Here is a 15,712-nt window from a genome sequence, read left to right on the forward strand (position 1 = left end):
CCGAAAGGTGAATGTTAGCACGGGCCGCGATGTCTCTTTAAGCGCCGCCCGCAGAGGCCGTGCGGGCGCGGTGCGGCATGTCTGAATTGCATGGAGCTGTTCGAGGACAGCATGAAACGGCCGGGACCGTGGGCGGATATCCCGAATCAAAAATAAAAATCACAACCGGCTGTCATAAGTGGTCTCGTGGTTCGACAAACGTGCAGATCCTGATGGAGCACGCCATGCGAACCGTACGAACCCGCAACGCCACCTGGCATACAGGCCGCTGTATCACCCGCGTAATCGCGCTGGCCGTCGCGCTGACGACCCTGTTTGCCAGCGGCGTTGCAACCGCAGCCGGTGCCGTATGCGCGTCGCACAGCCCGTCGCACCGCGTAGCGCTTGTGGAGCTTTACAGCAGCGAAGGCTGCAACAGCTGCCCGCCGGCCGACAACTGGTTGAGCCAATGGAAAAACAGTGGCGCGACCCAAAGCATCGTGCCGTTGGCTTTACACGTGGACTATTGGAATAGCCTCGGCTGGACCGATCGCTTTTCGCAGCATCGCTTCACCGAGCGTCAGCAAACCCTCACCGATCTGGCCGGCGGGCACACGATCTATACGCCCGAGGTCTTCGTCTCGGGCCGCGAATTGCGCGGCTGGTCGCAACGCGACAGTTTTCAGAGTCGCATCGAAGAGCTTGTTGCCGAACCGGCCCAGGCGAATGTCGCGCTCGAACTGAAACCGCAGGCGAAGGGCGCTTTCAATGTCGATGCGCAATTCACCAGCAAGGCGGCCGACGCCAGCGGCACATTAAATGCCTACGTCGCGCTCTATCAGAACGCGTTGAACTCGCAGGTCAAAGCCGGGGAAAACGACGGCGCCACGCTGCATCACGAACGCGTCGTGCGGCAATGGATCGGCCCCGTGCCACTGGTTGCCGGTCACGCGCAAATCCACCGCGATCTCCACATCGACGATGCCGACGCCAACGCGCCCGCTGACACCTTCGGCGTTGTCGCGTTCGTCGAAAACGCCGCGACCGGCGATGTGTTGCAGGTCGGCGAGCTGGCCGCCTGCCACTGATCGCGCGACACCCTCGCAGCGTTTCTCATTTCATCGGAGATTCTCATGGCAACGCCTCATGCTCTTAGCGAAACCGCTCCGCCCGCGACGCCGAAGAGCGGCACGATTCACCCGGTGTGGGTGCGCGTCACGCATTGGCTCAACGCACTCGCGGCCGTCCTCATGATGCTGTCCGGCTGGCGCATCTATGACGCGTCGCCGATCTTCAAAAGCTTCACGTTTCCCACGGCGCTCACGCTCGGCGGCTGGCTCGGCGGCGCGCTGCAATGGCACTTCGCGGCGATGTGGCTGCTGGTTTTCAACGGCCTGCTGTATCTCGCGCTGAACCTGGTCGGCGGGCGCTTCGTGCGCAAGTTCCTGCCGGTTTCGCCACGTGCCGTGCTGCACGACTTTGTTGCCGCGCTGACCGGCAAGCTCTCGCACGCCGATCTGCGCGTCTACAACGCTGTGCAGAAATTGGCCTATCTGTTTGTCGTCTGCGATCTGATCGTGCTGGTGCTCTCCGGTCTCGCGATCTGGAAGTCGGTGCAGTTTCCGCTGTTGCGCGAGTTGATGGGCGGCTACGACAACGCACGCATCGTGCACTTCTGCGCCATGTCGCTGATGGCTGCGTTCATTGCCGTGCATCTGGTGATGGTGGCGCTCGTACCGCGTTCGCTGCTGGCGATGCTGCGCGGACGCTAAGCGGTCAATCCACGGATACGCAAAGCTTTAAGGATATCGAATCATGTTCAAACCTGAAACCAGAGCCGATCGAAAGCCCGCTTCAATGCCTGACGACAAGCTCGATCGCGAATCGATCCTGATCGACGCCCGGCGCGAACTCGCGATGCCGTCGCGGCGCCTGTTCGGCAAGCGGCTTCTGACGCTCGGCGGCCTGTCGATGCTGACGGGCTGCTCGCTGACCGATAACGATTCGGTCAACACATTCCTCACGGCCGTGTCGCGTCTGAACGACCGCGCGCAGGCCGCGCTGTTCGATCCGAAGCAACTCGCGCCGACCTACACCGAAGCGCAGATCACGCGGCCGTTTCCGTTCAACGCGTTCTACGGTATCGAGGACGTGCCCGACGTCGACGCCTCCGACTACAAGCTGAAAATCAGCGGTCTCGTTACCGGTCAGCGTGTCTGGACCTTGCCCGAGTTGTACGCGCTGCCGCACGCCGAGCAGATCACGCGGCATATCTGCGTGGAAGGGTGGAGTGCGATCGGCCGCTGGGGCGGCACGCCGTTTGCCGATTTTCTGCGGCGCATCGGCGCGGACACGAGCGCGAAGTACGTGGGCTTCAAATGCGCCGACGACTACTACGAAAGCATCGACATGCCGACCGCGCTGCATCCGCAAACGCTGCTCACATTCTCGTATGACGGCGAGCGTCTGCCCGCGAAATACGGCTTCCCGATGAAGCTGCGCATGCCGACCAAGCTCGGCTACAAGAATCCGAAACACATCGTCGAGATGTTCGTCACCAATACGTACCCTGGCGGCTATTGGGTCGACCAGGGCTACAACTGGTTCGGAGGCTCCTGACGCGCGCGAGTCGGCGCGTGCCGGTCCGTACGCGCGACCCCGGGCGGCAGAAGCTTCGGAAGTACCCCGGTGTCCCCTGGACGCCGGTTTAGATTCACCATCCATAACGAAACGGAGTTTCCCATGAAAAAGTTCGCAATCGCAGCAATGGCCGTCGCCCTCCTGACCAGCGGCGGCGCCGCGTTCGCTCAGGCAAGCGGCGCGATGTCCAACGATGCAATGTCCAAGGACACCATGTCGAAAGACTCGATGTCCAAAGACAGCATGAAGAAGGACACGATGAAGCACGACAAGATGAAAAAGAGCGGCGACGCGATGGGCATGAAGCACGAGGCATCGGGCGCGATGGCCAACTGAGTGTTGCCGGAGATGCCGGCCGCATAGTTCAGGCGCCGGTTTCACACGTAAAGCGAAAGCCGGGGATGCGTCCCCGGCTTTTCTGTTGCAAGTACGCAAAAAAGTTACGATTCTTTCAAGCGACGCGGTGGGCGCTTACTGCATAATGCGGCGTCGCGCCCGTTGTTTGGCGCGTGTCAGCCGTGGATCGATTCCTTTCGACCGCCGCGGCGTTGTGGCCCCATTGGCCATCTATCGTCTTTCCGTTCCACCGACATGTCCGCCAGCCTCGCCCGTCAGACCGCATCGCCGATGCGGTATCCGCCATCCCGCCACCGGGTCTTCAGCGGGGGCGCAGCACCTCGAGCGGCATGGGCGGATTGAACGCATGTCGCCGCAACTCCCCAGCCGTTTTCCGCGTGGTTTTCCGATCCGTTTGCCGCAGTCCCGCAACGGACAGATCGCGCTCGCGCTCGCCGTCGTTTATCTCGTGTGGGGTTCGACCTATCTCGCCGTGCACGTCGCGCTCGGTTCTTTTCCGCCGCTGCTGCTCTCGGGGCTGCGCAATCTGTTTGCCGGGGTAGGGCTCTTCATTTTCGCGGCGCGCCGCAATCCGGTTTGGCCGAGCGCCGCTGAAATCCGCAATGCCGGCCTGGTCGGCACGATGCTGGTCGGTTTGTCGAGCGGCATGCTGGCCTATGGCATGCGCACTGTCGGCACCGGCACCGCGGCCGTGATGGTCGCGACCGTGCCGCTGTTCGCGACCGTGATCGCGGCGGTGGCGGGGCGCAAGATCGGCCGGGGCGAGTGGTTCGCGATCGGCCTCGGGCTGGTGGGCATCGCGATTCTGAGTCATGGCGACAGCGCGCCGGGATCAGCGGGCGGCAGCCTGGCGATCCTGTGCGGCGCGCTGTTCTGGGCCGGCGGCGCGCATCTGGCCGGCCGACTGAAACTGCCTTCGGACCTGTTTCTATCGACGTCGCTGCAGATCGGTCTCGGTGGCGCGATGTCGACGCTGGTCGCCTGGGTGTCCGGCGAGCGGATGATGGAAGTGCATTTTCTGCCGGTGCTGGCCTTCGTCTACCTGATGCTGATCGGCACGATGGCCGCCTACGTCGCGTACGGTTTCCTGATCCGGCATACGAGTCCGATCATCGCCAGTAGCTGCATGTACGTGAACCCGGTGGTCGCGGTGGCGCTTGGGGCGTTGCTGCTCGGCGAGCCGGTCACGCATTCGACGGTCATCGCGACAATCGTGATTCTGGCCAGCGTGGGGCTGTCTTTCTGGTTCGATTATAGGAAGAAGGGGCTTGCCTGAGGACGGACGGCGGGCTGTTCAGGTTGCCCGCCGCCTGCGCGCTGATGTTCGGTCTCCGCCGCGTGCCGCGGCATCGGAACGCGTTGACCCTCGCCGCGTTCCGTCGCGTTTCACCGCTTCAGAGCGACGCCGCCACTTCCGCACCTTCGCGAATCGCGCGTTTCGCGTCCAGTTCGGTTGCCACCTTTGCGCCACCGATCACGTGATAGCGCGGAGCGCTCGCATCATTCGAAGCTTTTACGCCGGCCCTGCTGTGGGCCCCGCTGTTGACCCCATTCGAGCCGCTTGATCCACTCGCCGTTTGAGCCGCAGTTTCCGGCACCAGATCCCGCAAGGATTCCTGCCCCGCGCACACCACGATCGTGTCAACTTCGAGCCATTCTTCGACACCCTCGCGCGCGATCTTCAAGCCACGGTCGCTGATTTCCAGATACGCCACCCCGCCGAGCATCTTCACGCCATTTCTTGCCAGCGTCGCGCGATGCACCCAGCCCGAGGTTTTACCGAGCCCCATACCGAGCTTGCCTGGCTTGCGCTGCAGCAGCCAGATTTCGCGGACCGGCTGTGCCGGCGCCGGCGCTTTCAAGCCGCCGCGTTCTTGCACCGTGAGATCGACACCCCATTCGTCGAGCCAGGTATCGCGCGGTATCGGCAGCGGGTCGCCCGTACGATGCAGCAAAAATTCGCTGACGTCGAAGCCGATCCCGCCCGCACCGATCACGGCGACACGGCGTCCCACCGCCGCGCCGCGCAGTACGTCCACATAAGACAGCACGTTAGCGCCGTCGATGCCGGCAATCGCCGGGCTGCGCGGCACGATGCCCGTGGCGACGATCACATCGTCGTAGCCGCCTGCGGCAAGCAGCGCCGGATCGACGCGCGTCTCGAGCCGCACGTCGACGCGGTGCCGCTGCAACTGGCTCTGAAAATAGCGGATCGTCTCGCTGAACTCTTCCTTGCCGGGCACGCGCATCGCCAGATTGAACTGACCGCCGATGGTTGCGCTCGCATCGAACAACGTCACGCGATGGCCGCGCGAAGCCGCAACGGTCGCGGCGGAGAGTCCCGCCGGCCCGGCGCCGACCACCGCAACCGAACGCGCTGCCTGCGGGCTCAAGACCGGCCGGTAGATCAACTCGGTCTCGCGTCCCGCACGGGGATTCACGAGGCAAGTCGCGCGCTGGTTCTTGAACGTGTGGTCGAGGCAGGCCTGATTACAGGCGATACAGGTGTTGATTTCATCCGCGCGTCCCTCGGCGGCCTTCACGACGAATTCGGGATCGGCGAGCAGGGGCCTTGCCATCGACACCAGATCGCCCGCCCCCTCGGCGAGCAGTGCCTCGGCGACTTCGGGCGTATTGATGCGGTTCGATACGATCACCGGCACCTTGACCGCAGCCTTCAGCCGCGCGCTCAGCGCGGCGAATGCGGCACGCGGCACCGAGGTCACGATGGTCGGCACCCGCGCTTCATGCCAGCCAATGCCCGTGTTGAACATCGTCACGCCGGCGGCTTCGAGCGCCTGGGCGACCTGCACGGTTTCTTCCCAGGTGTTGCCGCCTTCGACCAGATCGATCAGCGAAAGCCGGTACACCACGATAAAGCGTTCGCCGCATGCCGCGCGTACGCGCTCGACGATCTCGCGCGCGAGCCGCATACGGTTCTCGATGCTGCCGCCGTAGCGGTCGGAGCGCTGGTTCGTACGTGGACACAGGAACTGGTTGAGCAGATAGCCCTCGCTGCCCATGATCTCGATGCCGTCGTAACCGGCGCGCTGGGCAAGGCGTGCGCAGCGGGCATAGTCGCGCACGGTCCGGGCGATACCGGCTTCGGTGAGCGCGCGCGGTTTGAACTTCGAGATCGGCGACTTGAGCGCTGACGCGGACACGACGAACGGCTGGTACCCATAGCGCCCCGCATGCAGGATCTGCAACGCGATCTTCCCGCCTTCGGCATGCACGGCCTCGGTCAGCAGGCGGTGATTGCGCAGATCGAACACCGAATTCAGCGTGCCGCCGAAGGGCAGCAGCCAGCCTTGCCGGTTCGGCGAGATTCCGCCCGTAACGATCAGACCGACCCCACCCTTCGCACGCTCGCGGAAATAGGCCGCCAGCTTCGGGTAATTCCAGAAACGGTCTTCCATGCCGGTGTGCATCGAACCCATCACCACGCGGTTGCGCAAACGGGTGAAGCCGAGGTCGAGTTCGGCGAGTAAGTGTTGGTAAGACATGCAGGGACCGTGTAAGTATGGGTTGTGCGCGAACAATACACTGCCGAACGCGCCAACTCTCCGAGGGAAAATTCTAATCCGCGTAACGCGTTGCTCCGTAAAGGATTGTTCGGCTGCCGGCCTCCTGTCCGACCCTGCGGCACGTGCTTTGCTCAAGCCGGATGCACGGGCCGCGGGCTCGACACAGAGAGGTGAACAATGAAAATGATCCGAACCATGGCGGCTGTAGTCGCTGTTACATCCATTTTGAGCGCATGCGGTGGCGGCGGCAGCAGCGACGTAGGCAAGGAACTCGGACTGACGAATCCGGAGATCCATTTCATCAATGCGATTCCCGGTGGCCCGTCGGTCGACTTTCTCGTGAATGGCTCCGCGCCGTCGGGACAGACGAACGTCGGCTATAAGGGTGTGACGAATCTCACCAACATCAACACCGGCTCGACCACGGTCGCGTATGCGCCCACCGGCACGACGACCGCGTTGGCGAGCGGTAACTTCCCCGATGCGGCCAAGGGTCACGATTACACGGTGCTGGCGTTGCCGGGCCTGGCCGCGCCGGATATCGGCCTGATCGACGATCCGTTCGACAAGGGCCTGCTGTCCAACAGCGCGCGTCTGCGCGGCTTTAATGCGTCGGCGAACGCGACCAACCTCGATCTGTATCTGGTTCAGTCAACCAGCACCGACATCACCAACGTCAGCCCGACTATGGCGGGCGTGTCGTTCAAGAATGCGGTGCCGGCGAGCGGCCAGGATTCGATCTACGTGTCCGGCGGCCAGTATGTGCTGATCGCGACGGTGGCGGGCAGCAAGACGCCGATCTTCCAGTCGGCAGCCTTCTCGCTGTCGAACAACGCCGACTGGCTGGTGACGTCGGTGCCGATCGGGGGGACGTTGAGCCAGCTCGTACCGGGGCAGATCCATCTGCTGGTCGCGCAGAACGGCAATACCGGCACGCCGAGTGTCGAGTTGACGAACACGCTGACGGGCCAGTAAGGGGCGCATAAAAGGCCAACAGGCTCCCGAAGCTGCATGGCGTGCATGGCACACTGCACATGCAGCCATGCAGCAATCGATGGGAGGGTATAGCGGCGATCCACGTGAGTGGATCGCTGTTCCCGTTTATGTGTCCGGCGACGAAAAAAAGCCCGCCGCGGTTTCCCGCGACGGGCTATGGAGATTCGGCATCCCAGGGCGCCGTGAGGCGCCGGGAATCCTTGAGTTGCTGCTAGCTTACTTTGCCTGCTCGGCTGAATTCGTGATGGCGTTGCCGCCCTTCGAAATATCCTGCCCGGCTCCCGCCATCGTGTTGCAACCCGCAAGAGCGGCTGTTCCCGCAATGAGAAGCAAAGCGATCAGTCGGTTCATGAGAGTTCTCCTTGTCGAGAATGCATCGGTTGACGTGCCCATCCTGGAGGACACGCGCTAGCCTGGCTAGCTGTCGTCCGACCGCGGCTTGCGCCAGTCGATCCGGTCTGATTGCATGTTAAAAAAAGGGCGTGGGAAGCGCTGTCAGTTGCGCTGCGATTTTGTTGTAGGCGTGATCCTGTGTTTGCGTCGGCGCACTCCTACACGCTCGCTTCGATACGCCGAAAAACCTTACTGGACAGGTGTTTCCGAGGGCGGCGATGCAGGCGAATCCATCGACGGCGTTGCCGTGCTGACACTCGGCATCACCACATGGATGTCGGTGCCGTTCGGCACACCGCGTTGAATATCGAAGCGCCCGCCGTGCGCGGCGACCCGTTGGCGCATGCCGAGCAGCCCGTGGGTGTGGGTGCGCTTCAGATCGGCCGCCGTGATGCCGACGCCGTTGTCGGCGATATGCAGCGCCACCTGGCCGTCGCCGACCTGTAGCGCGATCGACACCTTCGAGGCTCGCGCGTATTTGGCGGCGTTCGTGAGCGACTCCTGCGCGACGCGAAAGAGGGCGATTTCGGTTTGCTCGTCGAGCTGGATATCGTCGGCCGGCAAATGCGATTCGAGCGCCCAGTTGTTGCGCTGCGCGGCTTCGTCGGCGAGCGTGCGCAGCGCGGTGACGAGGCCGAAGTTCGCCAGCACCGTGGGCCGCATGTCTTCGATGATGCGCCGTTTCAACGCAATGCCCTGATCGAGATTGGCGAGCGCGCGCTTCAGTTTCTCCGTAATGTCCGGGTGGTTGTCTTTCAGTTTGCGATGGGCCCAGGCTACATCCATCTTGCTGGCGGTCAGAATGGCGCCGAGTTCGTCATGCAGTTCACGCGCGAGCTGCGTCTTTTCGTTTTCGCTGACAGCCTGCAAGTGCCAGCCTAGCGCTTCGAGCTGGCGCGTGCGTTCGTTGACGAGCTGGTCGAGTTCCTCCTGTTGCGTGATCAGTTGACGCTGCACGCGCGCCTGCCGGTCCATCTGGATGCCGAGATTGCGAAACAGCAGAATGAACAGCACGATGTTCAGCGCGGACAAGCCGGCCGCGCATAGCGTGGAGATGCGCTGGTCGGCGCGGCTTGCGTCGAGTGCGTGCTGTGCGCGGCGTTCCTCGTTGTCGCGCAGCAATGTGAGCGTACTGTCGATCAGCGCGGCGTCGGCGGGATTGGCCGTGCTTGCGCTGCCACAGGCAGACAGATTCAACGGCTGCGGTGCCGCGCGTTGCAACGCAGCGGCGCCGGCACCGATGCGCGCGTCGATTAGCACGGCGATCTGCGTGAAACTCGCGAGCTCGGCGCTATCCGCCTTGCCGCTGCGGTAGAACTTGCCCAGTTGTTGTTCGTTCTGCCGTATCTGCCCGGCGGTTGCGCAAAAACCCTGAGCGGCCACCTCCTGCTTCGTCAGAAGAAAATCGCTTTGATGCGCGCTCAGGCGGGATAGCTGGCTTGCAAGCGTGCTCAATTGCACGGTGACGTCGCGTGCCTCGAGCGCCGTTTCGTACTCCGCGGCAATGCGCTCGCGCGCGGTTTCGAGAATCACGAGTCCACCCACCGTAATGACAATTGCCACGGTCATCGCGATTGCCCAGCTGCGATTGCGCATCCAGCCGCTCAATCGCGCTGTGGCCGGGGGTTTCTGCATCTTCGACGCGTACGGCACCTTCGACTCCTTAAATGGGGCATCGGTCTAACGGCCACGGGGCCAGGCAAACGAGCGCCGGCATCGCTTCCCGAGCCGCAATTTCCGTGCGCCTCGTTCGATGCAATCAGCGTAACGCTGCCGTAATTCCATGTAAGCGGATTCTCACACGAAAAACGGAGCATGTCGGAATGCGCCGACTGTCGACGACCGATAGGATGAACCTGATCGTTCATTGACTGATTCTGGAGGAGGCCATCATGTTGAAATGGGCATTGTTCTTCGCCGTCGTGGCGATAATCGCCGGGCTGCTCGGCTTTACCGGCGTAGCGGCGGGCGCAGCGGCGATTGCGAAATTCCTGTTTGTCGTGTTCGTGATTCTGTGCGTGGTGTTCCTCGTTCTCGGTTTCGTGGTAACGAAGAAAATTATCGATTAGCGCCGCTCGACGAGGTGGCCGCGTGCCGTTCCCGCAGGTTGCCGGAGAGCGGTTCGCCTCGGGTTCGTCCCAGTTCGCCTCAGAGTCTCTTTCGCAGACATCTACAAGGAGAATCGCCATGCTTCACTATGCCATCGTCTTTTTCGTGATTGCGATCATTGCCGCTGTGTTCGGTTTTACCGGTATCGCGGCGGGTGCGGCGGAAATTGCGAAGATCCTGTTCTACATCTTCCTTGTCGTGTTCGTGGTCACGCTGCTGCTCGGCGTATTTCGAACGTAGACGAATAGCCTTTCCTTAAACGGGCGTATCAGGCGCGATTCGTGCGGGATACGCAGTTCCCCATACCGGATAAAGGAGAATCTTAATGACGAAATCTTCTGGCGCTCAAGGCGCAGCCTCTCAATCCAGCGATTCGTTCGTGATGGACCTGAAAAAGATCCGCGAGGACGCGCGCAAGCATATGTCGGATGGTCCGGTTACGCAAAGCTACGGAGCTGACCGTAAGACGGTGCTGAAACTGCTCAATGATTCGCTGGCCACTGAAATCGTCTGCGTGCTGCGTTATAAACGGCACCATTTCATGGCCAAGGGTATTAACTCCGAGGCCGTGGCAGCCGAATTCGCGGAGCATGCGGCAGAAGAGCAGGAGCACGCCGACCGCATCGCCGAGCGTATTGTGCAGTTGGGCGGCGAGCCGGATTTTGCCCCGGACGGTCTGAAGACGCGTTCGCATTCGGAATACAAGGAAGGCGGCGATCTCACGGACATGATCCGCGAGAACCTGATTGCCGAGCGTATCGCGATCGATACGTATCGCGAGATCGTGCACTACCTTGGCGAGAAGGACGTGACGACACGCCGTCTGTTCGAGGAAATCCTCGCTGTTGAAGAAGAGCATGCCGACGATATGGCCGACCTGCTCGAGGGCCGCGAGTAAAACGTGGTTAAAAAGCGTGCGGCGATGGTTGGTGGTGGCTGGCGCCGGAGGGTCTGAAGGGTTTCCGGCGCGGGCGCCGCCCGCAGCATTTACCGCTGTGGCTTTGCCTGTTCGGTGGAGGCATTGCCAGAGATCATTACAATGTCTGCATTGGGAGCAATCCTGTAGCAGGGACACCAGACCGATGATTCGAGTGTTGATAGCTGACGACCATGCGATCGTCCGAGGCGGTTTCAGGCAGTTCGTCGCGGACGAGCCGGATATGTGCGTTGCGGCCGAAGCCGCTACCGGCGACGAAGCCATTAGCCTCGTACGGGAGCAGGCGTTCGACGTGGTGTTGCTCGACATCGCGATGCCGGACAAGAACGGCATCGACACATTGCGTGTGATCAGGCAGGTGAGGCCGGAGCAGGGCGTGCTGATTCTGTCGGGCTATCCGGAGAGTCAGTATGCGATCAACCTGCTGCGCGCGGGTGCCAACGGCTACCTCAACAAAGACTGCGAGCCTGAGGAGATCGTGCGGGCGATCCGTGCGGTAGCGCGTGGGCATCGTTATTTGTCGGAGGCGGTGGCCGACACGCTGGCTGACAACCTCGACAAGCCTGCGGCGGGACGGCCGCACGAAGCGCTATCCGAGCGCGAGTTCCAGATATTCTGCAAGCTCGCGGCGGGGCAGATTCCGACCGACATTGCCGAAGAATTGCATTTGTCCGTGAAGACCGTGAGTACTTATCGGGCTCGCGTGTTGGAGAAGATGCGGTTGGCTAACAATGCCGATCTGACTTATTACGCGATCAAGAATGGTTTGATCGAATAGTGGACGATCGAGATACGCCGATGAACAGCGAATCGAACCGTGATGTTGATCCAGCCGGTCGCGCGCCGTTGCGCGTGCTGCTGATTGAGGATTCGCCGCTGATCCGCAGGAGCCTTGTGGAGGCTATCGATGCGTCGGGTTTGTTGCAGGTGGCCGCGTATGCGGATTCTGCCGATCAGGCGATTGCTTTGTTGATCGACGAGGCTTTTGATGCGGTGATTGTGGATTTGCAGCTGAAGCGGGGGTCGGGGGTGCCGGTGCTTGCTTACTTGCAGCGCGAGGGGATGATCGATTCGATTTTTGCTGCCGTGTTGACGAATCATGCGTTGCCGGCTTATCGGGAGCGTTGTGAACAGTATGGTGTTCGGCATTTTTACGACAAGTCGTTTGAGTTTGATCGGGTTATTGATGCTTTACATGAGTATGCGTTTGCGCGGGGCGCTGGATGAAGGAAGGGTTTTTGCCGGTCCGGCAGGTGGGGGCCTGCGCGGCGCTTTTTGTTGTCTGGCTCTTTTTGGCGTTGCCTGGTTGTGTTCTCGTGGTCCGTTCTGGTGTTGGTCTTTTGGCCTTTCCTTGAATTGTTAGTGGTCTATTAGCGTTGCCCCTGTGCGGGGCGGCACCTACTTCTCTTTGCCGCCGCAAAGAGAAGTAGGCAAGAGAAAGCGGCTCACCCCGCCAGCTCATAAGCGGGTCCCTCGCACAGCCACGGTAGTGGTGCATCTGGAATCTGTCGCCTCGCACATTCCGCCTTGGTGACAAGGCCGTCATACCTCCGGCGGCGCTGCGCGCGCCGATACCCGGATCCAGAAAACGATCAGTCATGCAAAGCATCAGCCAGGTTTCCTTGGCAGACCCGTCCGCGACGCACGCAGTGCGGAGTGGGAGCTGATGAGTCCTTTGTCAACGGCGCGGAGTGTGCGGGGGCACGGATTCCAGATGCACCACTACCGCTACTGTGCGGGGGACCCGCTTAAGAATTAGCGGTTTGAGCCGCTTTCTTTTGCCTACTTTTCTTTGCGGCAGGCAAAGAAAAGTAGGTGCCGCCCCGCACAGGGGCAACGCTAATAGACCACTAACAAAGCAAGGAAAGGCCAAAGTGCCAAATCAACAACGAGCAGCGCCGCGAAGGCCCCCACCTGCCGGGCAGGCCATCTACCCTTCGGCTGGAAGCCTCAAATGATTCCACGCCGCCAGCCCGGCAAAAGCCACCCCAGCAACACTAACCCCAACCCATCCAAAAGTCGGCCAAACCACAGCGCCGACCCCCGACCCGACAGCGCCGCCAATAAAATACGCCACCATATAAACGGTATTCACGCGGCTCCGCGCTTCCGGCCTCAATGCATAAATCCGCGATTGATTGGAAATCTGCGCGGCCTGTACACCAATATCAAGGACGATCACGCCAATCACCAACCCAACAATGCTCTTCGCCGACAAGGCAAAAACAACAAACGAAATCGCCACCAGCACAATCGACACGGTGATAATCGTCCGCGGCCCGCGTCGGTCGGAAAACTTGCCGGCCAGCGGCGCGGCCATCGCCCCCGCCGCGCCGACAATCCCGAACAGACCCGCGGCCTGCGGTCCAAGATGAAACGGTGCGCCCGCCAGCAACAACGCCAGCACGGACCAGAAAATGCTGAACGCCGCGAACATCGCCGCACCAGTCAGCGAGGCCTCACGCAGCGCGCGATGCTCAACGATCAGGTGCCACATCGAAACCATCAGCTTGCCGTAAGGCAACGTCGAGGTCGGCTTGCTCTTCGGCAGACGCAGAATGATCACTACCGCCAACGCCAGCAACGCAACCACCGAAGCACCAAACACGGCTCGCCAGCCGAAATACTCGGCAATCAAGCCCGCCGCAGTCCGGGCCAGCAGAATCCCCAGCAACAATCCGCTCATCACCGTGCCAACAGCATGGCCACGCCCGGATGCAGGCGCGAGTTCGGCCGCGAACGGCACGGCCTGCTGCGCGATAGTGGCAAGCACGCCGATCGCAAGGCTCGCGATAATCAGCACCGACAGTGTCGGCGCCGTGGCCGCCAGCACCAGCGCAACGCAGATGCCGGCGATCTGCAACAGGATCAGACGGCGACGATCGAAGCGGTCGCCGAGCGGCGCCAGCAACAGCATCCCGGCTGCGTAGCCAAGCTGCGTCACAGCCGGCACCGCGCCGACCCACGACGCACTGTTCGGAAACGATTGCCGCAAGTTGCCGAGCAGCGGCTGGTTGTAATAGATGTTCGCGACCGCCACGCCGGCAATCGTCGCGAGGAGCAGCAGAAGACCGCGCAAAGACCGGTCTGTGGAAGCAGGAGTGGAGGCTTCGGATGTGGACATGTGAGGAAACCATCGACGGACCGGCCCATGCACAGTCCTCAAGCGTGCCGATCATACCGGAGCGGTCGGAATCGTGCTGACGGCCCCCGCAGCGGGCCGCGCGCACGATTGAAGGAAAGGCTGCGCGGGTGGAAAGCAGTTGCTGTAAAGCGGAGGCCGTAAAGCGGGGCGCGGAAGCTGCTCCAAATACCGAGCAGTAAAAATGAGATGGTCGTTCGGTTTTCGTTCGTAGAATCGGCGCGCGCAGCACGCGCGATCAGATCCATCAAATGACCGATTTCATGAACCTAAGCTCGAAACCCGAACCCCGCCGAATCGGCGGCTGCTTGCTCATCGCCCTGATTGGTCTCGCTGCATGGGCCTTTTCAACCGCGTTCGCCTTGCGCGATCCGCTCAAACTCATGCTCGAATGGGAGTTGCTGGCCGTATTCGCGCGCCCGGAAACGCACGGCTGGTATCGCACCGTGATCGCGATGGTGGGCTGCGACGTGATCATCGGTTTGTTTATCGTCGCCGGTGCCGGCTGGCTGGCGCTGCTCGTGCGGCGCAGGTCGGCGCGGTTTCCGGGTCAGGTGCAGGCGTGGCTGCTGGCGATCGTCGTCATGCGAACCGTCGCCTACCTGCTGGGCGATCACATGACCTACGCCATCGGCATCGCGATCGCCATTCCATTCGACGGTTTCGTGCAAGCCGTCGTCGCCGCCGCGCTCGGGATACCGTATTTCAGGCTGTCCCGGCGTGTGCGGCAAACCTTTGTCGCTGTCTGATCCGGCGCGGCGCCGCCGTCAATCGATCAACGCACCTTCCGGCTCGTAAAACGGATACGGGCCATCGGCCTTGTCGACATACGCATGATGCGTGACGATGCCCGTTGCCGGATCGTAGCGATGCAGCGCATACGCGGGCGGCTCCATCACGAATGCCGAGGGCGCGTCCTCGCGCAGATCGAGACCGACCTGGTGCGCGGGCGCCGGCACCGCCGATGCGATCGTGCCGCCAAACCGCACGAACATCGGCCGATGCACATGGCCGCAGATCACCCGCTCGACGTTCGGATAACGGGCGATCAATGCGGCGAGCTTGTCGGCGGCAACGGGATCGAGCCGCAATTCATCCATGTGTCCGATACCGCAGACGAACGGCGGATGGTGCAGCGCGACTACCGTCGGCTTGCCCTGGGCCGCATCGAGTTGCGTCGCGAGCCAGGCGAGCCGGGCGTCGCACAGATTGCCGGCGCTTGCGCCCGGTACCATCGAATCGAGCGCGATTACCCGCAGCGCTCCGATATCGACCGCGTAGTGCACGAACTCTCCGCCACTGTGTAATTCGGCGCGATCGGCAAACGCCGCGCGCAACGCGGTCCGTTCGTCGTGATTGCCCACCAGCAGGAAGTAGGGGATTTCGAGCGGCGCCAGCAGCGTTTTGAGGTGCGCGTACTGCTCCGGATCGCCTTGATCGACGAGGTCGCCGGTCATGATCACCGCGTCGGGACGCGGCTCCAACGCATTGAGCGCGGCGACCGTGCGCGCGAGATAGGCGCCGGTGTCGACGCGGCGATAAGCCAGCGCGCCGGGCCGTTTGATATGCAGATCGCTAATTTGTGCCAGCAGCATGGGGATGTCCTTCTTTATGGCGCGCTAGAAACACAGC

Annotated in this window: 17 protein-coding genes; 12 read left to right on the plus strand and 5 right to left on the minus strand. The window is 62.0% G+C overall.

The annotated features are described in order from the left end of the window. Nucleotides 1–224 precede the first annotated feature (224 nt). The 5 genes from GH665_RS06235 (at nt 225) to GH665_RS06255 (ending at nt 4,252) form a co-directional block, all read left to right on the plus strand. Complete coding sequence (locus tag GH665_RS06235; RefSeq protein ID WP_153135117.1) at nt 225–1,067, plus strand: DUF1223 domain-containing protein; 843 nt, start codon at nt 225–227, stop codon at nt 1,065–1,067. 45 nt (nt 1,068–1,112) lie between these two features. Next, nucleotides 1,113–1,751: a cytochrome b/b6 domain-containing protein gene (locus tag GH665_RS06240; RefSeq protein ID WP_153135118.1), complete on the plus strand. Its 639-nt coding sequence runs from the start codon at nt 1,113–1,115 to the stop codon at nt 1,749–1,751. A gap of 43 nt (nt 1,752–1,794) precedes the next feature. Continuing rightward, on the plus strand, nt 1,795–2,598 hold the full coding sequence (locus GH665_RS06245; protein WP_153135119.1) for a molybdopterin-dependent oxidoreductase: 804 nt from the start codon (nt 1,795–1,797) through the stop codon (nt 2,596–2,598). A 123-nt stretch (nt 2,599–2,721) separates the two neighbouring features. Beyond that, entirely contained in the window at nt 2,722–2,955 is a 234-nt protein-coding gene (locus GH665_RS06250) for a pentapeptide MXKDX repeat protein (RefSeq protein ID WP_153135120.1), read from the plus strand. A gap of 367 nt (nt 2,956–3,322) precedes the next feature. Beyond that, a complete protein-coding gene (locus GH665_RS06255) occupies nt 3,323–4,252 on the plus strand; it encodes an EamA family transporter (protein WP_153135121.1) in 930 nt (309 codons plus the stop codon). A 118-nt stretch (nt 4,253–4,370) separates the two neighbouring features. On the opposite strand, the gene GH665_RS06260 is transcribed toward GH665_RS06255, so the two are convergent. Beyond that, nucleotides 4,371–6,482 carry an NADPH-dependent 2,4-dienoyl-CoA reductase gene (locus tag GH665_RS06260; protein WP_153135122.1) on the minus strand — a complete coding sequence of 704 codons (2,112 nt, stop codon included), beginning with the start codon at nt 6,480–6,482 and terminating at the stop codon, nt 4,371–4,373. 198 nt (nt 6,483–6,680) lie between these two features. Here GH665_RS06260 and GH665_RS06265 point away from each other — a divergent pair, with 198 nt between their 5' ends. Beyond that, nucleotides 6,681–7,478, plus strand: coding sequence for a DUF4397 domain-containing protein (locus GH665_RS06265; RefSeq protein WP_153135123.1), 798 nt, complete (start codon nt 6,681–6,683; stop codon nt 7,476–7,478). A 237-nt stretch (nt 7,479–7,715) separates the two neighbouring features. Here GH665_RS06265 and GH665_RS06270 read toward each other — a convergent pair whose 3' ends face one another. Beyond that, on the minus strand, nt 7,716–7,850 hold the full coding sequence (locus tag GH665_RS06270) for an entericidin A/B family lipoprotein (protein ID WP_012433647.1): 135 nt from the start codon (nt 7,848–7,850) through the stop codon (nt 7,716–7,718). Between the two features lie 231 nt (nt 7,851–8,081). Beyond that, nucleotides 8,082–9,527 (minus strand): sensor histidine kinase, encoded by a 1,446-nt coding sequence (locus GH665_RS06275; RefSeq protein ID WP_153135124.1) that lies wholly within the window; start codon nt 9,525–9,527, stop codon nt 8,082–8,084. A 257-nt stretch (nt 9,528–9,784) separates the two neighbouring features. Here GH665_RS06275 and GH665_RS06280 point away from each other — a divergent pair, with 257 nt between their 5' ends. From GH665_RS06280 to GH665_RS06300, 5 genes are all read left to right on the plus strand, one after another. Further along, a complete protein-coding gene (locus tag GH665_RS06280; RefSeq protein WP_153135125.1) occupies nt 9,785–9,961 on the plus strand; it encodes a DUF1328 domain-containing protein in 177 nt (58 codons plus the stop codon). Between the two features lie 118 nt (nt 9,962–10,079). Next, a complete protein-coding gene (locus GH665_RS06285) occupies nt 10,080–10,241 on the plus strand; it encodes a DUF1328 domain-containing protein (protein ID WP_006052455.1) in 162 nt (53 codons plus the stop codon). A gap of 85 nt (nt 10,242–10,326) precedes the next feature. After that, nucleotides 10,327–10,899: a ferritin-like domain-containing protein gene (locus GH665_RS06290; RefSeq protein WP_153135126.1), complete on the plus strand. Its 573-nt coding sequence runs from the start codon at nt 10,327–10,329 to the stop codon at nt 10,897–10,899. Between the two features lie 184 nt (nt 10,900–11,083). Continuing rightward, complete coding sequence (locus GH665_RS06295) at nt 11,084–11,716, plus strand: response regulator (RefSeq protein WP_153135127.1); 633 nt, start codon at nt 11,084–11,086, stop codon at nt 11,714–11,716. Between the two features lie 20 nt (nt 11,717–11,736). Further along, nucleotides 11,737–12,165: a response regulator gene (locus tag GH665_RS06300; protein ID WP_153135128.1), complete on the plus strand. Its 429-nt coding sequence runs from the start codon at nt 11,737–11,739 to the stop codon at nt 12,163–12,165. A gap of 703 nt (nt 12,166–12,868) precedes the next feature. Here the strand turns inward: GH665_RS06300 and GH665_RS06305 are convergent. Next, complete coding sequence (locus GH665_RS06305) at nt 12,869–14,062, minus strand: MFS transporter (protein WP_153135129.1); 1,194 nt, start codon at nt 14,060–14,062, stop codon at nt 12,869–12,871. Between the two features lie 281 nt (nt 14,063–14,343). Between GH665_RS06305 and GH665_RS06310 the strand changes: the two genes are divergently transcribed. Next, nucleotides 14,344–14,829, plus strand: a complete 486-nt coding sequence (locus GH665_RS06310) for a DUF2569 domain-containing protein (RefSeq protein ID WP_153135130.1) — start codon at nt 14,344–14,346, stop codon at nt 14,827–14,829. Nucleotides 14,830–14,847: 18 nt separating this feature from the next. On the opposite strand, the gene GH665_RS06315 is transcribed toward GH665_RS06310, so the two are convergent. After that, entirely contained in the window at nt 14,848–15,675 is an 828-nt protein-coding gene (locus tag GH665_RS06315; protein WP_153135131.1) for a phosphodiesterase, read from the minus strand. Between the last annotated feature and the right edge of the window lie 37 nt (nt 15,676–15,712).

Origin of the sequence: Paraburkholderia agricolaris, assembly GCF_009455635.1 — a bacterium.
Classification (GTDB): domain Bacteria; phylum Pseudomonadota; class Gammaproteobacteria; order Burkholderiales; family Burkholderiaceae; genus Paraburkholderia; species Paraburkholderia agricolaris.